The sequence below is a fragment of the Thermogemmatispora tikiterensis genome, assembly GCF_003268475.1.
In the GTDB taxonomy this organism is placed as follows: Bacteria; Chloroflexota; Ktedonobacteria; order Ktedonobacterales; family Ktedonobacteraceae; genus Thermogemmatispora; species Thermogemmatispora tikiterensis.
The window spans coordinates 5,811,088-5,832,160 of the sequence record NZ_MCIF01000002.1; the positions used below are offsets into that span (position 1 = coordinate 5,811,088).

General features: G+C 62.5%; 14 protein-coding genes and 2 riboswitches. Of the genes, 10 read left to right on the forward strand and 4 right to left on the reverse strand.

All coding sequences use genetic code 11. The annotated features are described in order from the left end of the window. The 5 genes from A4R35_RS23150 to A4R35_RS23170 all read left to right on the forward strand — a co-directional run. Positions 1–1,228: glycoside hydrolase family 6 protein (locus A4R35_RS23150; protein ID WP_148668803.1), on the forward strand; the 1,228-nt coding region annotated here is incomplete at its 5' end. A 307-nt stretch (positions 1,229–1,535) separates the two neighbouring features. Continuing rightward, a complete protein-coding gene (locus A4R35_RS23155; protein WP_189362234.1) occupies positions 1,536–2,171 on the forward strand; it encodes a TetR/AcrR family transcriptional regulator in 636 nt (211 codons plus the stop codon). 85 nt (positions 2,172–2,256) lie between these two features. Next, positions 2,257–4,176 (forward strand): chloride channel protein, encoded by a 1,920-nt coding sequence (locus A4R35_RS23160; protein WP_112433713.1) that lies wholly within the window; start codon positions 2,257–2,259, stop codon positions 4,174–4,176. 224 nt (positions 4,177–4,400) lie between these two features. Then, positions 4,401–4,853 carry a cupredoxin domain-containing protein gene (locus A4R35_RS23165; protein ID WP_112433715.1) on the forward strand — a complete coding sequence of 151 codons (453 nt, stop codon included), beginning with the start codon at positions 4,401–4,403 and terminating at the stop codon, positions 4,851–4,853. 243 nt (positions 4,854–5,096) lie between these two features. Beyond that, positions 5,097–7,172 (forward strand): PAS domain-containing sensor histidine kinase, encoded by a 2,076-nt coding sequence (locus A4R35_RS23170; RefSeq protein WP_189362236.1) that lies wholly within the window; start codon positions 5,097–5,099, stop codon positions 7,170–7,172. Positions 7,173–7,369: 197 nt separating this feature from the next. On the opposite strand, the gene A4R35_RS23175 is transcribed toward A4R35_RS23170, so the two are convergent. After that, the gene (locus A4R35_RS23175) at positions 7,370–8,725 is read right to left on the reverse strand and encodes a multicopper oxidase domain-containing protein (protein ID WP_112433719.1); all 1,356 of its coding nucleotides are present in this window, start codon (positions 8,723–8,725) and stop codon (positions 7,370–7,372) included. Positions 8,726–9,394: 669 nt separating this feature from the next. On the opposite strand from A4R35_RS23175, the gene A4R35_RS23180 reads away from it, so the two are divergent. Beyond that, positions 9,395–10,057 carry a DoxX family protein gene (locus A4R35_RS23180; protein WP_112433721.1) on the forward strand — a complete coding sequence of 221 codons (663 nt, stop codon included), beginning with the start codon at positions 9,395–9,397 and terminating at the stop codon, positions 10,055–10,057. A 145-nt stretch (positions 10,058–10,202) separates the two neighbouring features. Here the strand turns inward: A4R35_RS23180 and A4R35_RS23185 are convergent, their stop codons facing one another. Both A4R35_RS23185 and A4R35_RS23190 read right to left on the reverse strand, forming a co-directional pair. After that, entirely contained in the window at positions 10,203–10,922 is a 720-nt protein-coding gene (locus A4R35_RS23185; protein WP_112433723.1) for a response regulator transcription factor, read from the reverse strand. A gap of 102 nt (positions 10,923–11,024) precedes the next feature. Continuing rightward, complete coding sequence (locus tag A4R35_RS23190) at positions 11,025–12,416, reverse strand: sensor histidine kinase (protein WP_189362238.1); 1,392 nt, start codon at positions 12,414–12,416, stop codon at positions 11,025–11,027. Between the two features lie 400 nt (positions 12,417–12,816). Between A4R35_RS23190 and A4R35_RS23195 the strand changes: the two genes are divergently transcribed. Both A4R35_RS23195 and uidA read left to right on the forward strand, forming a co-directional pair. Further along, positions 12,817–13,686, forward strand: coding sequence for a class I SAM-dependent methyltransferase (locus tag A4R35_RS23195; RefSeq protein ID WP_189362240.1), 870 nt, complete (start codon positions 12,817–12,819; stop codon positions 13,684–13,686). Positions 13,687–13,899: 213 nt separating this feature from the next. Continuing rightward, positions 13,900–15,714 (forward strand): beta-glucuronidase, encoded by a 1,815-nt coding sequence (uidA, locus tag A4R35_RS23200; protein ID WP_112433729.1) that lies wholly within the window; start codon positions 13,900–13,902, stop codon positions 15,712–15,714. 128 nt (positions 15,715–15,842) lie between these two features. Here the strand turns inward: uidA and A4R35_RS23205 are convergent, their stop codons facing one another. Beyond that, positions 15,843–16,739, reverse strand: coding sequence for a class I SAM-dependent methyltransferase (locus tag A4R35_RS23205; protein WP_112433731.1), 897 nt, complete (start codon positions 16,737–16,739; stop codon positions 15,843–15,845). Between the two features lie 796 nt (positions 16,740–17,535). On the opposite strand from A4R35_RS23205, the gene A4R35_RS23210 reads away from it, so the two are divergent. Continuing rightward, positions 17,536–19,071, forward strand: a complete 1,536-nt coding sequence (locus tag A4R35_RS23210) for a MutS-related protein (RefSeq protein ID WP_112433733.1) — start codon at positions 17,536–17,538, stop codon at positions 19,069–19,071. Further along, complete coding sequence (locus A4R35_RS23215; RefSeq protein ID WP_112433736.1) at positions 19,068–20,594, forward strand: MutS-related protein; 1,527 nt, start codon at positions 19,068–19,070, stop codon at positions 20,592–20,594. Before A4R35_RS23210 ends, A4R35_RS23215 begins: the two co-directional genes overlap by 4 nt. Positions 20,595–20,820: 226 nt before the next feature. Further along, a riboswitch (Fluoride riboswitch) is annotated at positions 20,821–20,878 on the reverse strand. Positions 20,879–20,995: 117 nt separating this feature from the next. After that, positions 20,996–21,062, forward strand: a riboswitch (Fluoride riboswitch). Positions 21,063–21,073: the final 11 nt, after the last annotated feature.

Here is a 21,073-nt window from a genome sequence, read left to right on the forward strand (position 1 = left end):
GGAAGTGAAGGCGGGCGCGGCCAGTGTCGGAGGCACCCTGGGGCAGAAGGAAGCCGAGGTGGCCAACTACCCGACCGCCGTCTGGCTGGATAGCATTGCGGCGGTGACCGGCGGGACCGGCTACCCGACCAACCTGTCCGGCTATCTGGATGCTGCCGAGCAGCAGGCGGCTTCCAGCAGCCAGCCGATCGTGATCACCTTTGTGATCTACGATCTGCCGGATCGCGACTGTGCGGCTCTGGCCTCCAATGGAGAGCTGAGCGTCTCCAACAACGGGCTGGCCATCTACGAGTCGCAGTTCATCGATCCGATTGCGGCCACCTTCAGCCAGGCCAAGTACAGCAACCTGCGCATTGTGGCCATTATTGAGCCGGACTCGCTGCCCAACCTGGTGACCAACCTCAGCGTTCCCAAGTGTGCGGAGGCCAACTCCAGCGGGGCCTATGTGCAGGGGATTCAGTACGCCATCAACAAGCTGCACCCCATTCCCAACGTCTATCTGTTCATCGATATTGCTCACAGCGGCTGGCTGGGCTGGACGAATAACTTCCAGAACGCCGTGACGCTGATCAGCAACACGATCAAGGGGACGGCGGCGGGGGTCAACAGCATTGATGGCTTCATCAGCAACACGGCCAACTACACCCCGACGACGGAGCCGTACATGACGGCCAACGAGATGATCGGGGGGCAGCCGGTGCGCTCGGCGAACTTCTACCAGTGGAACAACTATATCGATGAGATGCCCTATGACATTGACATGCGCAATGCCTTCATAGCGCAGGGCTTCCCGAGCACGATCGGGATGCTCATCGATACGTCGCGCAACGGCTGGGGAGGGCCGAACCGCCCGACGGGGCCGAGCAGTGCCACGGATGTGAACACGTTCGTGGATCAGACGCGCATCGATCGGCGCTACAGTCGAGGGAACTGGTGCAACCAGCCGGGCGGGATCGGAGCGCGTCCGCAGGCCGACCCGGCGCCGGGTTTTGACGCCTTTGTGTGGATCAAGCCGCCCGGGGAGTCGGATGGCTCCAGCAGCCTGATCCCGCAGGGGCCGAACAACCCGACGGGCAAGGGCTTCGACGAAATGTGCGATCCCAACTATGGCGGTAATGCCATGAACAACTATCAGCCGACGGGAGCGATGCCGAACGCGCCGGTGGCTGGGGCCTGGTTCCAGGCGGGCTTCGACACCCTGGTCCAGAACGCCTATCCGCCCTTCTAATAAAGAGACGTTCGGTCCGCCGGGAGAAGCTGGTTACATACAGAATCTCTTTCTCCCGGGGACTCCTCGTTCGGTCAGAGGCGGGTGCCGTGGCTGACTCCTCCGGTTCAGTCACGGCACCGCCTTTTTTGGGGGCGCTGCCGCTCTCCTCTCCCTGACTTCCCCCGTTCCAGGCCCTCTTTCCGCCTCTTGCTCTTGACAGCCAGGCCCCCTGAAGTGTACCATGAATATGGGTGACCGGTCGGTCATTAATCAAAAAGGAGGGGACACGGCAGTCGAGAGCTGTCGAACCAGAGGAGGCGAGGCCATGCCGAAAATCGTCGATGAGCAGACGCGCGAGGCCACGCGCCAGCGCATTTTGCGCGTAGCAGCCAGCGAGTTCGCCCGTCTGGGCTTTGAACAGACCAACATTAACCTCATTGCCGAGCAGGCTGGCATCGGGAAAGGCACGATCTATCTCTATTTTGAAAACAAGCGGACATTGTTCCTGGAAATGCTACGCTTTATTGCCCAGGCCCACCTGCGGGAGATCCGCGCTGCGCTGGGGGCGGGGGATTCGTTGCGTCAGCGCCTGGAGGCTCTCTTTCTGGCCTTTGTCAGGCTGGCGGAACAGGAAAGCGACAGTTTCCATGTCTTCATGAGCGCGCTCTATGGGGTCAACCGCATCTTCCAGCAAGAGGCCGCGGCGCTGCTGAGAGAGTACGTTGCGGCAATTGCCCACCTGCTGGCCGAGAGTCGGGCCTGTGGGGCCATGAACGTGTCAGAGCTGGAGGCCAGCGCGCTGATGGTCTTGTCGGTGACCGAATCCTACGTTCTGGCTGCGCGCGTGCTTGGATATCCTGCCTCTGTGCTGGCCAGCCAGGCTGGAGCGGTGGCCGACTTCGTCTTACATGGCCTCGGGACCTCCGACAGCCATGCTGGTGAGCGTGAGCAAGGAAAGTAAACGCCAGGGCTTCTCTTCCTTCCCCTTCTTTTATCTCTTATTTTGACTGACTACCCACCCATCATGAAAAGGAGGCAGAGAGTGCATGCTGACTGATTGGCTGACCGTTCTCCTTCGGGGCTGGAGGCCTGGCGGGCCTCGTCGGGAGGGCCGTGAGAAGGGGGTAGAGCGCCCTCATCTGCTCTGGAAGTGGCTGCTGCTCAGCACGGCCATCGGTCTGGTAGCTGGCCTGGGGGCCATCGCCTTCTTCAAGGCCATCCAGCTGGCGAGCGCCTTTTTCCTGGGCCTGCTGATTGGCTATCGACCGCCTGATCCGGCGGGGGAAGGCAGCACGGCCTGGGCCCCGCTCTGGGAGGCGAGCCGTCCCTGGCTGCTGCCGCTGGTGACGACCGGTGGCGGCCTGCTGGCCGGCCTGATTGTCTTTCGCTGGGCGCCCGAGGCCGAAGGACATGGAACCGATGCGGCGATCGCGGCCTTTCACCAGGGCAGGCCGATCCGGGCGCGGGTCCCCCTGGTCAAACTTATCGCTTCGGCCATCACCATTGGCTCTGGAGGTTCTGGCGGGCGTGAAGGGCCTGCCGCCCAGATCAGCGCTGGCTTTGGCTCTTTACTCGCTAAATTCTTGCATCTCGATACCTACGAGCGTCGCCTAGCGATCGCCACGGGGATCGGGGCCGGTATTGGAGCAATCTTTCGGGCGCCGCTGGGGGGGGCTGTACTGGCTGCTGAGATTCTCTATAAAGAGGATCTGGAAGTTGAGGCGCTGCTCCCGGCGCTGATCGCCTCGATTGTTGGATACAGCGTCTTTGGCGTCTTCTCGGGCTGGAGTCCCATCTTTGCTGTCCCTGCCAACCTGGCCTTCAGCTCGCCTCTACAGCTGCTGTGGTATGGCCTGCTTGGTGTGCTCTGCGGGCTGGTTGGGCGGGCCTATGCCACAGGTTTCTACGGCCTGACGGCTCTCTTTCATCGTCTGCCCTGCCCGCGCTGGCTCAAACCGGCCCTGGGCGGCCTGCTGGTGGGACTCATCGGCCTGGCGGTTCCCCAGGTCCTGGGCATGGGCTACGGTTGGGTGCAGCTCTGGATGGGGCCGGGCCTGAGCGCCTGGCCGCTCTGGGTGCTGCTCGCGCTCCCTTTCCTCAAGATCCTGGCGACTGGTCTCTCTATTGGCTCGGGTGGCTCGGGTGGAATCTTCGGCCCTGGCATGGTGATCGGGGCTGCCGTCGGGGCGGCATTTTGGCGCCTGCTAGCTCCCCTGGTGCCGGGCTTGCCGGGGGTGCCTGCTCCGTTTGTCATCGTAGCGATGATGGCGCTCTTTGGTGGGATCGCTCATGCGCCGCTGGCGGTCATGCTGATGGTTGCCGAGATGACCGGCAATCTTTCGCTCCTGGCTCCGGCCATGCTGGCCGTAGGGATAGCCGTGCTCATCGTCGGCGAGCAATCGATCTACAGCAATCAGCTGCGAACACGGGCCGATTCGCCAGCGCATCGCCAGCGCTGGTCGTGGCCCCTGCTCTCGCTCCTCCAGGTCCGTCAAGCGCTGCTGCCTCCTCAGCCTGTGCTAACCGGTGACCTATCGCTCTCCCAGGCCGAGTCGTTGCTGAGGGAGTGGAAGATCGACAGTGTGGCGGTCCTCGATGAGCGGGGGCTCTGGCTGGGCAGGCTGGCGCTGGCGCAGGTGCTGGCGGTGGCGGCTGCCGAACGGGAGCAGCGGCGCGTGGCAGAGTTGCTTGAGCCAGGGCAGGCCCTGGCGGTGACGCCCTCTGACCCGCTTGATCGGGTGCTGGCGGTGCTGCTCGACCAGCGCTGCGATTGGTTACCGGTAGTGGAGGAGAGGGCTGGCTCCCGCTATCTGATAGGCTACGTTTCTGCCCGGTCGATCCTGCAGGCCTATCAGGCGGCGCGCGCTCCCCAGGCCCAGCCCCCTGGGCCTGAACCAGGACTGCCGCCCTCGTCCGTCCTGGCACTCACCGGCACAGATGGAGAGACAATCGGCGTTGGTCGGTAGAAGGCTGAGGAAAGCCTCTCGCTGTGATCCCCCCAGACAGGCGGGCCAGGTTTGGGCCTGGCCTTGGCTGCTCGTTGTCGCGGGTCTTCGATGTTTGCTATAGTATGTTCGGAATGAAGAAGTGAGAACAAGCAGCAGATCGTCTGGTCATGGCTGGTCCAGCCTCTGCGGTTCCGTCTACCAGCTGATCCAGGTCGGATGAGAAAGGAGTGGAAGAGAAGCATATGCGCCATATCTGGAACTGGCAACGATGGTTTGTGCTGCTGGCCCCTCTGGCCCTTGTGCTGGCAGCCTGTGGCGGGTCGGCGCCGACGCAGTCTTCGGCCCCCGCTGGGGCCCAGACTGTGGCCATTACAGAGCGTGACTTTGCGATCCAGGCCTCGCTGACCACTTTTCGGCCTGGCGTACCCTATCACTTTGTGATTACCAATCAAGGGGTGGTCGCCCATGAGTTTATGATCATGCCGCACAGTATGGGGTCGATGGCGCAGCATATGTCAATGGATGAGATGGACCATATGGCCCTGGCGATGGTAGAGAACATTCCACCTGGGGCCACTGTGACCCTCGATTATACCTTCCCCCGCTCTGCGGCTGGCTCGCATCCCGAATTTGCCTGCTATCTCCCGGGACACTACGAAGCCGGCATGAAGCTGGCCGTCTCCGTTCAAGGCTGAGAGAGCCTGGTCTGGCTTGCTGGCTGGCTGTTCTGACAGGAAAGATGGCCAGGCCAGAGCGGCCAGCCAGGCCGACGGGCCACTCTGGTCGGAGCTGTGCTTGTCGCTGGCAGCCGGCGATGCTATAATCCTTCTGGCGAGAACTTGCCGCATCGACAGGCAGCAACGCCCAGCGAGCGCAGCCGCCCCTGACTTGCTCTCTGAGTGACCTTACTGCCTGTTTGCATGGGAAGCGGAGGTGTCATGACAGCGCACGATCCTCAAGGAGCGCCGGAGCAAGGCCAGGGGGAGCCAGTTCCTTCGACCTTTCCTCCGATCGTTGCTGATGTCACCTCAGCGCTCTTCCGCCAGTTCCTCGACCTCCTACCCGATGCCCTCATCGTCGTAGACGAGCAGGGGTATCTTGTCCAGGCCAACGCCCAGGCTACGACGGTCTTTGGCTATAGCCGCGAGGAGCTGCTCGGCCAATCGCTGGATCTCCTCCTGCCGGAGCGCTTCCGCGAGATCCATCGTCGGCATGCTGCCCACTACTTTAAAGCCCCGCGCCTGCGTCCGATGGGCATCGGCTTACACCTTTTTGCCCGTCGCAAGGATAACAGCGAGATCCCGGTTGAGATCAGCCTCAGCCCCTTGCGCGTCGGCGAACGGCTCTATGTCATCGCTGCCGTACGTGACATGACCGCCCAGCGCCGGGCCGAGCGCGAGAAGGCCCTCCTGTTGCAGAATCTGAGCGTGCAGGGCGAGCTGCTCAATCAGGCTTACGATGCCATTATTGTGCGTGATCCTCTTGATCGCATTCTGCTCTGGAATCGCGGGGCTGAGCGTCTCTACGGATGGCCTGCACAGGAGGCTCTTGGGCGCATCAGCACGCGCCTGCTCAAGACTGGCTTCCCCGAAGGAGAGGTGGCAGTGCGGACCGCGCTGGAGCAAAACGGTCAATGGGAAGGGGAACTGACTCAGGTCTGTCGTGATGGGCGCCTGGTCGTGGTCGAGAGCCGACAGGCCCTGGTGCGTGATCAGCAGGGCCAGGTTCTGGCCACCCTGGAGATCAATCGCGACATCAGCGAGCGGCGCCAGCGCGAGCGCGAGGCGCGGGCCATGCTGGCGGGCCATCTCTCGCTGCTGGAGCAGCTTTTTGAGGCCCTGCCTTTTGCTGTGGCCCTGGTGGCCGGCGAGCAGGCCCGTCTCCTGCTGGCCAATCAAGCCGTGCGCCGGGTCTGGGGGACCGATTGGCCGCCGGGCCTGCCGTTTCTGGAATTTCTGCGGGAGCATGGCATCGTCATCAGCGATCTGCGAGGCAAGGCTCTGGCGTCCGAAGAGCTGGTCACGCTGCGTGTCCTGCGCGAGCAACAGGCGATCTCGCTCTATCAGGAGCAGATTCGCCGTGCCGATGGGACCCTCCTCCCCGTGCTGGTGAGCGCTCTGCCGCTGCATGTCCCTCCCGAGGCTCTGCAAGGCGAGCGGCTGCGCCAGTGTGAGCCGGGGGAGCCGCTCGCTCTGGTCATTCACCAGGACGTGACGCCCCTCAAAGAGGCCGACGAGCTGAAAGATGAGTTCATCAGCATCGCAGCTCACGAGCTGCGCACACCCCTGGCCGCTCTGACCGGCTATGCCGAGATGCTCCTGCGCCAGACCGAGCGCGGACACGGTCCTCCGCTGGCCTCCTGGCAGCGCGAAGCCCTGGAAGAGATCCAGCAGGGCACGGCGCGTCTGGTCAGCCTGACGGAGGAGCTGCTCGATCTCAGCCGCCTGCAGGCCGGACGCCTGCAGCTGCAGCGCCTGCCGGCGGACCTGGTTCCCCTGGTGCGCCAGGTGGTGCGGCGCCTCCAGCCGACGACCGCGCGCCATCAGCTAACGGTACAGGCGCCGGCGGAGCCGCTGGTGGCCCTGATCGATCCCCATCGCCTGGAGCAGGTCCTGACCAATCTGGTGGAGAATGCCATTAAATACAGCCCCCAGGGTGGTCCGGTTGAGGTCAGGGTGGTGCCCGAGGGCGACGGACGGGCCATTCTGATCAGCGTCCAGGATCACGGCATCGGCATCCCGCGTCATCAGCAGGGGCAGATCGGCGGGCGTTTCATGCGGGCTGAGAATGCCCGCGCCTGGGGCATCGAAGGGACGGGCCTCGGCCTCTACCTGGCCCGCGCCCTGGTAGAACAGCATGGGGGCCGCCTCTGGTTTGAGTCGGAGGAGGGGCGAGGCTCGACCTTCTTTGTGCGTCTGCCGCTCTTGTGTGAGGAGAGCGAGGAGGGCTGTGAGCAGCGGCTAGATGGCGAGGCCAGCGCGGCAACGCCGGGCCTGCCGGAAGCCAGCGCCTGATAGTGGCACTGGCACCGGCCAGGCCGATTAGCACCAGAGTGAGCAGAAAGACGGGAGCAGGCCGTCGCCTTTCCTTATGGCGTTGTGAAGTGATCTTCATAGACAAAACCAGGCGCCTGGACTATCCTCCAGTCCAGGCGCTTTCTCCTGTGGGGCTTGTCGGGAACCTGTGCCTCAGCGACTGACTGATCAATCTGCTAACGGTCGTAGATCACCAACATGACCAGGCCGCCCATCTCGCTCGCATTCTGCCCTGGATTCATCAGATGCGAGAGAATGTGACAGTGGAAGGGGTAGATGCTGCCCGGCGCGGCCCAGGCCGTAAAGATCAGGTCATAAGTCTCGCCGGGGGCGACTTGCAGGGTGTCGCGCTGATAGGGCTGTGTGAGTGGATGGCCGTCCTGAGCGATCACGGTGAAGGTGTGCCCGTGCAGATGCATCGGGTGGATGCTCAGCGTATCGGCCCCGATCAGGCGCAGGCGCACGGTCTGGCCATGCCTGACGTGCAGCGGCTGGGTATCGGGGAAACTCTTACCATTGATGACGTAGTAGCCGCCGGGCAAGGTGCCGATGAAGGCCGTATAGTCGACGTCGGCATGGACCTCCGCGCGGGCCTGGGGCGAGCCGGGACGTGGGTCAACGATGAAGGCCCCGTAGCAGCCGCCGGCTATTTCATTCAGGTCGTTATAGTGGCTGTGGTACCAGTGGGTGCCGACGTCCTGGTCGTGGACCGTGAAGTCGTAGACATAGCTCTGGCCTGGCTGAATCGGCTGCTGACCAATGCCAGGCACGCCGTCCTCCTGGCTGGGCACCTCCAGACCGTGCCAGTGGATGCTGGTGGCCTCATGGAAATGATTGATGAAGGTAATGCGCACGTGGTCGCCGGCGGTAACGCGGATCATCGGCCCTGGTACGGTACCGTTGATGGTGTAGGCTGGCACCCAGCTGCCTTTAACAACCTCCCAGAGCACTTGCTCGGCGACCAGGGTGAAGTGTTTGGCTCCGTCGGGATCGCGCACGTAGGTGGCGAGCTGATTGCCCTGGCTCTGGGTTGCCCGTGGCAGAGCCGCGACTGTGGCGGTGGCATTGGCGTCCTGGCTGCTCGTATTCATGTTCATGTTGCTCATGCCGCTCATGGTGGCGCTCTGGTCCGAGCTGGTGCTGCCTGTGGCGCTCCCGCCGCTGGCAAGGGTACTGCCAAGGCCAAAGCTGAGAACGGCCACCATGACGAGCAGGGCAGCGATCAGAACGGCCAGTGGAGCGAAGGCCCGGCGCCAGGGATAGGCGGGCTGCGGCTGGCGACGACGCACGAAGACGACGTTGCCGCTTCCAGCTGCGAGCTGGCGGTAGGTCTCCGGGCGATAGCTGCCCGCCTCCAGGATGATTGGCCCCGCTGCCGATGCCGGCGGCAGCTCCGGCTGCCCCGCCTGAGCTGTACCATTGCGCTGGGCTGGCGCTGGCGCCTGCTCGTCTGGGCCGGCTTCAGGAGAAGCTGAGGCGGCTGGCTGCGTTCGCGTCTCCTTGACGACCTCTCCCGTTTCTTGCGATGCCATGATACTGCCTCCTATCTATGGACAGGGATAGTTTTAGCTCTTTGACTGGCTTCAGCGTCTGAGCTGAACGATCATGCCTTGTGCATCCTGTCTTGCGGGCCGATCTGGTTGGCTGGCTGGGATCAGCTCAACAGAGATCAGATCAGCTCGCATTGAGAACAGTAGCGCTGCCAGGTGTCAGCCCCCTCACAGAGCCGGCTCCCGTTCTCTCAAAGGCGTCACAGCTCAAGCGCAGGTCTGGGTTAATGTCGGCGGTGGCGGCGACCACCACTGAGGCCGCGACTGCGGCTGTGTGTCGTATAGTCATACTTAAGGGGTAGGGGTGGGCCAAACTGGGGAGGGGAGAGGGAGAGGAACACGGTCGTAGTGGGGGCCTGTGACGCTCCTGTGATGAGGGTGAAGGTGGCCGAGAGCCTCTCGTGAGAAGTGTGGGCTATATTCCCTTCTGGAAGCGGTGGTAGGGGCTGGAGATGAGGAGGCCGGGGAGTGGCTGGGAGTGGCTGGGATGGAGGAAAGGGAAGAGGGGGTGGCCCGATCGCTGATGCTCTCCGCTGTTCGCCCGGGCGGTGCAGCAGCCGTTGGGAGGCGGACAGCGGAGGCCGCGCGGGCCATCGCATCGGAGTTATGAAGAATCGCTTGTTCGCACTGATACAGGAGGGAGGACCACCTATGAAAATCATCAGCGTCTTGAAGCCGCGCTCTGTTACTCAAATCCCTGAGCCGCCGCTGGCGCGCTTCCTCTTTGCCGACACGCGCATCGCCTGGCTGTGGCTACTCGTGCGCCTCTACGTCGGCTACGAATGGCTGACCGCCGGTCTTGAGAAGCTCACCGGCTACAACTTCGCCTTTGGGGCCGGCTTTGGCCAGCGCATCAGCAGCCCGTGGGTCTTTAGCGGCCATGATGGAGTCGCCCTGCAAGGCTTTGTCAAAGGGGCGTTAGCGCTGAGCAGCGGGCCGCATCCAGCAGTGCAGGGCTGGTACGCGGCCTTCCTGCAGCACGTTGTTCTGCCGAACGCCGGCCTCTTCGCCTACATGGTGACCTTTGGCGAGGTGCTGGTTGGTCTGGGCCTGATCTTCGGCGCCCTGACCGGTATCGCGGCCTTCTTCGGCGTCTTCATGAACCTGAACTTCATGCTGGCTGGGGCGGTCAGCATTAACCCGATCCTGGGCACGCTTGGACTGCTCCTGATGCTGGCCTGGCGCATCGCCGGTTATTATGGACTCGATAGCCTTCTGCTGCCGCTGCTGGGCACGCCGTGGACCGGCTCGTTGCTGAGCCGCCTGCGCGCGCAGCGCACAGAGCCGCTGGAGGCTGGAGCTGGAGGTCGCTAGTCGGGACTGCGGATCTGCTGCGCTCAAATGCAGGACATGCTGGCAGGCATGAGAGCCAGGGGTGATCACCCCTGGCTCTCTCTTTGTCTGCTTCCTGGTCGAGATCGGGCCAGTGCCTGGGTGGAGCGAGCGAGCGGCGACCAGCTTACGAAGCGAGGTCTTCGGGCGCAACCAGCATGTAGCCAACGCCGACCTTGGTGCGAATATAGCGCGGGTGAGCCGGGTCGTCCTCCAGCTTGCGCCGCAGGCGATTGATATTGACCTGCAGCATATGGCTCTCACCAACGTATTCCGCTCCCCAAACGCGCTCTAAGAGCAGGTCCTGCGTCACCACGCGCCCGGCATGTTGCGCCAGATAGGCCAGCAGCCGATACTCGGTCGGCGTCAGCGCAATCTCGTGCCCGGCGCGCGTGACCAGGTGGCGCGTATCGTCGATAGTCAAATCGCCGACCGTAATAATCGAGCGCAGCCCGCTGACGCGCTCGCCGCTACTAAATTGGGCGCGGCGCAGCACGGCGCGCACGCGGGCCAGCAGCTCCTCAATGCTAAAAGGTTTCGTCAGGTAATCGTCAGCGCCCAGATCCAGGCCGCGCACTTTATCCTGATCCTGGCCGCGGGCCGTCAGCAGAATGATGGGCACGCCGGAATACTCGCGCACGCGCTGACAGACGCTGAAGCCATCCAGGCGGGGCATCATCACGTCGAGCAGGATCAGGTCCGGCTGCTGCTCCTTAAATACGGCCAGGGCCTGCTCGCCGTCACTGGCGGTCAGGACGGCGTAGCCTTCCAGCTCCAGGTTGCGCGAGACCAGGCGCAAGAGATGCGGATCGTCGTCAACGCACAAGATTGTTGTCTTACGCACCATGCTCCTGTTATCCTCCTCTTATGAGCGCGTTGTCGGGGCGAGGGCGGAGAGCGGCAGTGAGGGTAACTGGCCCGGCTCGCCAGGACCCGGTCCGACGCCGGCTCAGGCTGCCGGCGGGATGGCTGGCAGCAGCAGATGAAAAGTGCTGCCCTGCTCCGGCTCGCTCTCGGCCCAGATCTGGCCCCCCTGCAGTTCGACCAGATACTTGCAGAGCGTCAGGCCCAGTCCCAGGCCGCTGGCCTGACGCGCCAGGCCAGTATCGCCACGGTAGAAGCGCTGGAAAATTTGCGGAAGCTGCTCCGGTGGGATGCCGCGCCCCTGGTCACTGACGCAAATCTCTACCGCGGACGCCAGCTGACTGGCCCCGGCGGCAGAGGCCGGCTGCGGGCGCAGAACCACGCGGATCTCGCCCCCGGCGGGCGAGAAGCGAATGGCGTTCTCCAGCAGATGATCAAGGATCTCGCGCAGACGGCGGCGGTCGGCCAGCACTGAGGGAATGCTCTCCGTTGGAACCCCGCTCGCATCGAGCGGTACCACCTGGAAGGCAAATATCTCCTTTTGCTCGGGGGCCAGTCGCTGCACGGCGGCCAGCAGGGCCTCATGCACTACACTGAGCGGGTCAACGGCGGTCGGCTCCAGGCGCAGCAGACCGGCCTCCAGCTCGCTCAGCTCCAGAAAGCGGTCGCAGAGCTGAATCAGGCGATCGCCGGCTTCCTGAACGGTTTCGAGTAGCAGGCGGCGCTCTGCCAGGGGCAGGCGACGCTCGTGGCGCAGGAGGGTCGAAACGGAGGCGCTGATGATCGCCAGAGGGCTGCGCAGCTCGTGGCTGAGCGTGGCCAGCAGCTCGCTCTGAGGGCCAGCTGGCGTGGCCTGGCTGGTAGGCGTTGGCAACCCCTGCCCGGTGCTGGTCAGCAGCTCGGCGAGCAGGGTCTGGCGCACCAGGGCGGTGAGCAGGTGCTGATTGGCGGCAATGAGGGCCGTGCTCTCCCTCAGCCAGCCATCAAACAGGGCTGACTGGCTCGCGCGTCCTAGCAGTGCCAGCAGCGTGGGTCTGGCTGCGCCGGGATCTGTCTTCTCTGCTCGCAGCGTCACCAGCGGCAGATGCAGCAGCAGCCAGCCTGTCTCGGCAGTCTGTACCTGGCTGTGACGCAGGGCTTGCTCGCCAGCGCTGAACCTGGCCGGTCTGGGTGGATTGCCGGCGCTGGCCACGCTGACAAGCGCCCGGGCCTGCTCCTCTTCGAGGCGCTGCGCCGCCAGCAGCTGCAGCTTCTCCGCCTGTTGCGGAGCTTCCTGAGTGGTCTCCCAGTGCAGGAAGAGGGCTCCGTGCTCGGCGGCTGTCGCCTCACGCAGGGTCTCTAGCAAGGCGGCGGCCACCTCTGCCAGCGGCGCCGTTGCCAGTGCCGGCAGCAGGGTCAGCAGCTCCCTCTGAAGAGCCGCGGCCCGCTCCGCCGGCGCAGCTTCATCGGCAAACAAAGAGCGATCGCGATAGCTCATAGCGGCTCCTCTCCTGACTCCATTCCCCGCTGGGCGCGCTATCCCCTGCTGAGGTGGCGGGAGGCGCGCCTGAGCAAGCCGAGCGGCCCAGTTCTCTCCTGTCCAGCTTGGATAGTGGGTTGCCCTCATTCTAGCAGAGAGAGAATCACCATACCATCACGCCCGGTGTCTCCATCCTCACAAAGTTATCACAACCCTGGTCAGTCTGGCCGCGGCTGCGCCAGCCGGGCGCTCTGTGCCCGTGGGGGATCATGTGGCTACTGTTCCGCTTCTGTGAATTTGCTGAGGCTTGCGCCCTTGTTACTGGCATGGTACCATGCTCACAAAGTGCGATGGCACAAGGCGCGCACAACAGTTGGCTGATTTCTCTCCGACTGAGATGAGAGGAAGGAGGAACCTCATGGATGAGTACGATGAGGCGCAGCCGGGCGAGAATACCTACGTGATCGACTCGGAACAGGCTGCCGAACTGGCGCGCCTCATGCAGCAGGATCGTATCTTGACGACAGCTCTGGGGGGACTCTTCCCGGAGGGGCTGCAGCTGCCCGAGGATGGACGCCTGCTCGATCTGGCCTGTGGCCCTGGAGGGTGGACCCTGGAGGTCGCTTTCGCGTATCCCCACCTTGAAGTCATTGGAGTCGATATCAGCCCTCCGATTGTCGAATATGCCAACGCTCAAGCCTGGTCGCGTCGCCTCGCCAATGTCCACTTTCGTGTCATGAATGTCATGGAGCCGCTGGCTTTCCCCGACTCCTCCTTCGATCTGATCAATGGACGCCTGATGTGCGGCTTCATGCGGCCTGAAGCCTGGCCGCGGCTATTGGCGGAGTGCCGACGTCTGCTCAAACCTGGCGGCATCATTCGCCTGACCGAGATGGAGCCAGTGCTGACCACCAGCCCGGCCTTTGAGCGCTTCGCGGCCCTGGGCGCACAGGCCATGAAGCGGGCGGGGTTGAGCTTCTCGCCCGATGGGCGTCACTTCGGCATTACGCCCGTTCTGCCTCGCCTGGTGCGTCGAGCCGGCTTTGTCGATGTGCACCTGCGTCCCTGTGCTATTGAGTGGTCGGCGGGTACACCCTATCACTATCCCTTCTTCAAGGACTACCTGGTCTTCCTGGACCTCATCCAGCCATTCATGGTGCGCGTGGGCGTAGCGACCCGCGAGGAACTAGCTCGCCTCTATCAGCAGGCGGTCGCTGAGATGCAGCAGGAAGAGTTCTGTGCCATCTGGAACTTTCTCACTGTCTGGGGACGCAGGCCGGAGGCCTGAGCGACCTTGTCAGGGCCTCAACTCCGTCTTACCTCGTCTCTCCCTGCCCGCTGGCTGCAGTTGGGGTCAGTGGGGATGGCAGAACAGAAGGGAAAGGAAGAGCCAGCGCGGGCTGGGCTGACCCGACGCTGCGTTATCCTGGCCCGCGCTGGCTGCCGCTTCCAGTCAGGATCAGCAGTAGAAAAGCAGAGGAGGAGGAACTGAAAGCGCGCAATGCTCTATCCGATTATGACCGACACGCGGGAAGTCTTTGATCTCAACGGTATCTGGCAGTTCCGCCTGGACCCTGGTCAGGGGCTGGCCGAGCGCTGGTATGAGCGCCCTCTGCGGGAGGGCGTGCCTATGCCGGTGCCGGCCTCTTTTAACGAGCTTGGAGCAGCTGCCGCCGATCGCGACCATGTCGGGCGGGTCTGGTACGAGCGCGAACTGCTCATTCCTCGCCGTCTCCTGGAGCGGCGCCTTGTCTTGCGCTTTGGGGCTGTAGCCCATGCCGCGCAGGTCTACCTCAACGGGCAACTGCTGGTCGCCCATCGCGGTGGCTTCACACCTTTCGAAGCCGAAATCAACGCTCTAGTCCAACCGGGCAAGAACCGCCTGACCGTCCTGGTCGACAACACCCTTGACTACAGCACCCTGCCCGTCGCCCACTATCGCGAGGAGCAGCTTCCCGACGGCAGCCGGCTGGTTACCGACATCCCCAACTTCGACTTCTTCAACTATGCTGGCATCCATCGCCCGGTCCGTCTCTATGCCACTGCCGCCACCTACATCCGTGATATTGTGCTCACCAGCGCTCTGGACGGCGCCGATGGCCTGGTCACCTACCGGGTAGAGGTTGACGGGGTTAGGCGCGATGCAGTCGCTGTGCGTGTGAGGCTGCTTGAGGCGGAGGGCAGAACAGTGGCCAGTGGCGAGGGGGCTCAGGGCCAGCTGCGCATCCAAGATGTGCAGCTGTGGGAGCCAGGCCGGCCCTACCTCTACACCTGCCTGGTTGAACTCTGGGACGGCAGTGGGTGTCTGGACAGCTACGAGGAGCCGTTTGGAGTGCGCACGGTGGCTGTTGAGGATGGGCAGTTCCTGCTGAACGGCAAGCCCTTCTATTTCAAGGGCTGCGGCAAGCATGAAGATTTCCCGATTCACGGGCGTGGCCTTGACGAGGCCGTTTGCGTCAAGGACCTCAACCTCTTGCGCTGGCTTGGGGCCAATTCCTTCCGCACCTCGCACTATCCCTACGCAGAGGAGCTGATGCGGCTGGCCGACTGTCTGGGCCTGGTCGTCATCGATGAGGTGCCGGCGGTAGGCCTCCACCTCAACCTTGGTTCCAGCCCCGGTGGCGCACGGCGCCAGACCTGGCGGGAGCTGACAACGGCAGCACAGCATGAGCAGGCTCTGCGCGAGCTGATCGCCCGCGACAAAAACCATGCCTGTGTTGTCATGTGGTCGCTAGCCAACGAACCGGCCACTGAAGAGGAGGGGGCGCGGGCCTACTTTGAGCCGCTGCTGGACCTGGCGCGTCAGCTTGATCCGCAGCGTCGTCCGCTGACCATCACCTTACAAATGCTGGCCACGCCCTCCACCGACACCGTTGCTGATCTGCTCGACGTCATTGCCCTGAACCGCTACTATGGCTGGTATGTCCACGGTGGGCGTCTGGAAGCGGCGCGAGCCTTGTTGCGGGCCGAGCTGACAGAATGGATGAAGCGTCTGCCAGGCAAGCCGATCCTCTTGAGCGAGTACGGTGCCGATGCCATTGCCGGCATGCATGACGAGCCGCCGACCATGTTCTCGGAAGAGTACCAGGCGGCGCTGTTGCTGAGCTACCACGAGGTACTGGATAGCTGCTCGGCGGTTATCGGTGAGCATGTCTGGAACTTTGCCGATTTTCAGACGGCGCAGGGCATCACGCGCGTGCAGGGCAATCGCAAAGGGATCTTTACCCGTGATCGGCGGCCCAAGCTGGCGGCCCACCTGCTGCGGGAGCGCTGGCGGGCCATTCCCGATTTTGGCTACAAGGCTGGGCCAGGCTAGCATGAGACGGTGATCCTGCCTGGTTCGGTCTCTCTCGGCTGGCCAGCCGCGGGAAATGCCGGGGTGAGCACTGGATGCGACTGTGGCGACTGCTCACACTCAGCCGGGCGGGCTATTCCTCATGCTCGCTAGCTGCTGCTGAGGTTGGAGGGAGCTGAATCTGTAGCGGGACGGCGGCCCCAGGCGGTCAGCAGCAGGCTCACGGCGCAGAAATCATCTTGCTGCATCTCGGCCACGGCCTGCTGGGTCAGCCGCTCCAGCTCCTCCAGAGTAGCCAACCCCAGCTTGATCGAGAAGGGACGTCCTATCTCGAAGGCGATCAAGAAGTCCTTGAAGAAGCCGTAATGGGCTGGGGTGCCACTCGACCATTCGATGGCACTGGCGCGCAGGCGCACCTCTTCAAAGCCGGCCTGGCGCAACAGGCGAGGGAGCTGCGGCGTGATACCGACATGGCGTCCGTCTGGTGAGAAGCTCTGGCCGGCCCGCTGGAGCGCGCGTGTCGCCAGGTCCATCAGCGCTTCGAAGGCGGCGCTGGTGGTCAGCGGTGGCTCCCCCTCGGTCAGACGCAGCACCCCGCCGGGCTTGAGCAGCCGCCGACATTCTGCCAGGAGCTTCGGCCAGGCCGCGGGCACCATAAACCAGGCGATAAAGCGCGCGTTGATCAAATCAAAGAAGCTCGCGGGGAAAGCCAGCGGCTGCATAATATTCATCACGCGGAAGTGCACATTCTCCAGGTGGCGCGCCTGCGCCTGCCCCCGGGCATACTCAATAATGGACGGACTGATGTCGACACCGTAGACGCTCATCTGGGGATAGGTGAAGGCTACTTCCATTGCCCAGCCGCCGGGTCCGCAGGCCAGATCTAAGACCCGTCCATCCTCCGGCAGCTCCTGCCCTTCTGGCAAGAGGCCCCCCATGCCCTCGGTCACCACCCGCTCTTGTTGCATAAGGCGCGCCAGCTCGGCTACCTGCTCTGGGTCGATCACGTAGGTTGAAGGTGGGATACCCTCGTCGGGCTTGCTCATCTGTGCTTTACCTCCTCAAGACCGGCTCTCAGACTCTCTGACGGCGACAGCGCATTTTTTCGGCAGATATTTCGATAATAGCACACTGAAATACAGCAAGCAAGTAGAATGGCTCGGCGGCCCCCGGCTAGAGGTCGCAGACAGAGCCGGGTAAGGGCGATACTCTCCTGGGGAGCGACTTGGCTACGTCGTCACTGCCTTGCTGGCTGTTTGGACGCCTTATCTGACGGCAGCTATCCTGCTGATCTCTAGAGCAACAACGACTGCGAGCCTACCCGCTGAGGAAGCTGTCGACGCTATGCTAGCGTCGGCCTGGCTTGACGCTCCTCGAGGTAGGTGGCTATACTGAAAAGAGATACGGCCTCTCAACACGAGGAGGCTGGAGAACAAAACAACTACATAGCGATGAGGCCCGCATACCGCCGACTGGCTAAGTGCTGCCCCGTGCTTTCTGTCGAAGGGAGCAGGGTGGCCAGGCCAGGAGGCTGATGGCTTCTACTCATGGCCTTGGGTGCGCTGGCGCGTGCCGGTGCGCGGCTGGCTGAGGGGTAGGAGCCATTTTTGTCGAAACCTGCTTGCTGCCTGCCAGCACTGCCTGCCTCGTCTATCGTGCGCGCCGCGCCGTCAGGACCAGGCGCTGGCGCATTCTCCCTCTGTTTCAGCCACGCTGGCGCCCCTGCGAGACAAGCTCGTCCCCAAGGCGTTACCCCTTCTCTCGAAGAAGCTTCTACTCCTCATCAGAGCAGAAGGTCGAGACACCTGAGTATCTGTACTGTACTGGAGGCTTGTCTCACACATGGTTTTTCGCAGTATCCTGTTTGCTGACAGCGAGCAAGGTCAGCAGGCCGAGGCCAACCCCGTGCCCGCCTGTTTCAGCGACCTCCAGCTTGAACGTATCATCGAGTCGATCACGACCCCGAAAGAGGATTATCGTCTCAGACCTTTCTTCTACACGCCTCTGCGCGATCTTGATCTCATCGCCTATCGTCACGAGGTCATGCGCGATCTCGAGAAGCCGGAGGTTTTTGCCCTGCTCGATCAATTTTCGAAGCACATGCGTACGATGCACCGCTACCGGGAGCAGGCGCAGAAGCTCTACTACCGTTATCAGCAAGAACGCTGGTGGCTCGACGCCATTGACCAGTATTGTCAGGCGCTCGTCACTTTGACCCAGGGTTTGAAACAGCTCCCTATCGAGTCACGCGGCCTGCAGGCTTTCCTGAGCTATCTTCAGGACTACCTGACCTCGCCCGCCTTTCTGGCCCTGCAGCAGGAGACGGAGGCCCTCAAGGAGGCCCTGGCTCAGGTCCATTACTGCCTGCACATCAAAGGCGACGCTGTTACTGTGCGGCTCTATGCTGGCGAAGAGGACTACAGCGCTGAGATTGAGGCAACCTTTGCCCGCTTCAAACAAGGAGCAGTCAAGGACTACAGCGTCAGGTTGATCGATTGGCAGGAGATGAATCACGTTGAGGCTCAGATTCTCGAACGGGTGGCCCGTCTCTATCCCTCGGTGTTTGCTCAGCTCGATGATTACTATCTGCGCTATCAGCGGTATCTCGACGAGACCATTGCGCGCTTTGAGCGCGAAATCCAGTTCTATCTGGCCTATCTGGAATACCTGGCCACCTTCCGGCGGCGTGGTCTCCCCTTCTGCTATCCTCTGCTCTCTCTGGAGGAGAAAGCATCGGCTGCCGAGGACTGTTTTGACCTGGCATTAGCTGACCTCCTCCTACGCGAGGGGGGCCAGATTGTCACCAATAGCTTTGCCCTCGCTGGGCGGGAGCGCGTGCTGATCGTCACCGGTCCTAATCAGGGGGGAAAGACCACCTTCGCGCGCGCAGTAGGTCAGCTATACTACCTGGCCTCCCTTGGCTGCCCTGTGCCTGCTCGCAGCGCTCGCCTCTTTCTTCCCGACCGCATCTTCACCCATTTTGAACGCGAGGAACAGATTGAGAATCTGCGTGGCAAGCTGGAGGATGACCTTGTCCGTCTGCGGACTATCCTGAAGCAGGCCACTCCGGCCAGCCTCATCATTCTCAATGAGATTTTCACTTCCACAACGCTGCAGGATGCCCTCTTTCTCTCGCAGCAGATCCTGCGCCGCCTGCTCGCTCTCGATGTCCTTGGCGTCTGGGTGACCTTCCTCGATGAGCTGGCTTCCTACAGCCAGCAGACGGTGAGCATGGTGGCCGAGGTTGATCCGGGCGATCCGGCGCGCCGCACATTTCGCGTCTTGCGTCGTCCAGCCGATGGCCTGGCCTATGCCCTGGCCCTGGCCCAGAAATATCGTCTGACCTCTGCCTGTCTCAAGGAGCGACTGCCAGCATGAAGGTACATTTGCTCTATCGTGACCGTGACCTTGACGTCACGCAACCGTTGCCACGTCATGCCGCTGACCTCATCCAGGACCTGGAGCTAGAAACGGTGCTCAATGCGATGGCCCGCGGCGACCGTTTCGTATTTGAAACAGCCAGGAGAGTGATCCTCTCCAGCCTTGTCAGCGATCTGGAGACCGTCCGCTATCGGCAGGCTGTGCTAGAAGACTGTCTACGCCAGCCGGCCCTGATTCGCACCCTCTATCAGCTTACCATTGAGGCCCAGGAGAGCGAGCGCAAAGCTTCTTTCATTTTTTTCAAAGATCCCAGTCTCATTCTCATGCGCTCGGTTCAGATTCTGGAACTGCTCTTCGCGGTCTTGCGTAAGCTACGCGCGATTGCTGACGAGCAGACAGAGACCTTTTGCTCCGAAGGCTTGCGTGAACTGTGTGCTATGCTGCAGCGCGAGCTAAGTGATGACTATCTCGCGCGTATTGAGGAACACCTGCGTGAGCTGCATTTTCGCGATGGCGTGCTACTCAGTGCGCGCCTGGGCCAGGGGAACAAAGGCCGAGATTATACGCTGCGCCGTGCTGCTGCTCCGCAAGGCCCGTGGTTCAGCCGTCTCCTGAGTCGAGGAAAGCGAGCGCCGGGCTACACCTTCCGCATTCCCGAGCGAGATGAGGCCGGCGCACGGGCCTTGTCGGAGCTGCGCAACCGCGGCCTCAATCTGGTGGCCAATGCCCTGGCGCGTTCCACTGAGCACATCTTGAGCTTCTTCGCACTGTTGCGCCGCGAGCTGGCCTTTTATGTCGGCTGTCTCAATCTGGCTGAGGAGCTCGCCGGGCGCAAGCTGCCGTTCTGTTTCCCTACAGTGGCGCCGACGGAGGAGCAGCGTCGCACCTTCGAGGGCCTCTATGATCCCGCTCTGGCCCTCACGCAGCGGACGGCCATCGTTGGCAACGATGGCCATGCCGATGGCAAACGTCTCATCCTCATTACGGGGGCTAATCGGGGGGGAAAGTCCACCTTTCTGCGCAGCCTGGGCCTGGCACAGCTCCTGTTGCAAAGCGGCATGTTTGTACCAGCGCGCGCCTTCCACGCCAGTCTCTGCAATGGTCTCTTCACCCATTTTCGCCGACGCGAGGATGCCACGCTGAAGAGTGGGAAGCTTGATGAAGAACTCAACCGCATGAGTGCTATTGTCGACGATATCAGGCCACATGCCCTGCTCCTGCTCAACGAATCCTTTGCGGCCACCAATGAGCACGAGGGGAGCGAGCTGGCCCACCAGATAATAACGGCTCTGGTTGCGCATGGCATCACTGTCTGCTATGTGACCCATCTCGCTACCCTGGCCCGTCGTTTCGCGCAAGAGCATCGACCTGAGATGCTCTTCCTACGTGCCGAACGCCTGGCCGACGGCAGGCGCACCTTCCGCCTAGTGGAAGGGGAACCGGAGGAGACAGGCTATGCTCGAGATCTCTATGCCCGCGTCTTTGCCTCTGACCTGGAGATAGAGGCGAAGCCCGGCTGAGGAGCAACTAGCCGAGAGAGATGAGTGAGAGAGGGAAAGGAGCCTGCGATCGGCCAGTACGCCAGGGTAGAGGGCTGGCTTGGCCCTTTCAGACGTCCAAGGGCAGGCAAAAGAAGGAAAGAAGGAAGGGGAAAGCCGCCCCTCAATGGCCCCAAAGAAGCGGCTTTCCCAAAGCCAACCTCGGCCCACAAAAAAAGGCTTCTACTCAACACGGCTCCATATGCCGTGCTGGGTAGAAGCCATCAGCCTTGCGGCGGTAAGCGGGCTTCATCGCAGGTTGTCTTGTACTTCCTGGAAGGACAATAGCACAGTGGCGGAAATCTGTCAAGAGCAGGTTGGAAAAAGAAGCGGTTCCTTGTTTTACGCACTGCGATGGGCTATACTATACCAGTACTGAACAACTGATACACGGCGATGAAGCTCGCCGTATAGATCGCGCCAGTCGGCGCTGATAGCTTCTACATCCTCTCTTGCCAGAG

Excerpts from the sequence above, each read along its gene's own strand:
- A4R35_RS23155 (WP_189362234.1), top strand. The coding sequence starts at position 1,536 with ATGCCGAAAATCGTCGATGAGCAGACGCGCGAGGCCACGCGCCAGCGC.
- A4R35_RS23160 (WP_112433713.1), top strand. The coding sequence starts at position 2,257 with ATGCTGACTGATTGGCTGACCGTTCTCCTTCGGGGCTGGAGGCCTGGC.
- A4R35_RS23165 (WP_112433715.1), top strand. The coding sequence starts at position 4,401 with ATGCGCCATATCTGGAACTGGCAACGATGGTTTGTGCTGCTGGCCCCT.
- A4R35_RS23170 (WP_189362236.1), top strand. The coding sequence starts at position 5,097 with ATGACAGCGCACGATCCTCAAGGAGCGCCGGAGCAAGGCCAGGGGGAG.
- A4R35_RS23175 (WP_112433719.1), bottom strand. The coding sequence starts at position 8,725 with ATGGCATCGCAAGAAACGGGAGAGGTCGTCAAGGAGACGCGAACGCAG.
- A4R35_RS23180 (WP_112433721.1), top strand. The coding sequence starts at position 9,395 with ATGAAAATCATCAGCGTCTTGAAGCCGCGCTCTGTTACTCAAATCCCT.
- A4R35_RS23185 (WP_112433723.1), bottom strand. The coding sequence starts at position 10,922 with ATGGTGCGTAAGACAACAATCTTGTGCGTTGACGACGATCCGCATCTC.
- A4R35_RS23190 (WP_189362238.1), bottom strand. The coding sequence starts at position 12,416 with ATGAGCTATCGCGATCGCTCTTTGTTTGCCGATGAAGCTGCGCCGGCG.
- A4R35_RS23195 (WP_189362240.1), top strand. The coding sequence starts at position 12,817 with ATGGATGAGTACGATGAGGCGCAGCCGGGCGAGAATACCTACGTGATC.
- uidA (WP_112433729.1), top strand. The coding sequence starts at position 13,900 with ATGCTCTATCCGATTATGACCGACACGCGGGAAGTCTTTGATCTCAAC.
- A4R35_RS23205 (WP_112433731.1), bottom strand. The coding sequence starts at position 16,739 with ATGAGCAAGCCCGACGAGGGTATCCCACCTTCAACCTACGTGATCGAC.
- A4R35_RS23210 (WP_112433733.1), top strand. The coding sequence starts at position 17,536 with ATGGTTTTTCGCAGTATCCTGTTTGCTGACAGCGAGCAAGGTCAGCAG.
- A4R35_RS23215 (WP_112433736.1), top strand. The coding sequence starts at position 19,068 with ATGAAGGTACATTTGCTCTATCGTGACCGTGACCTTGACGTCACGCAA.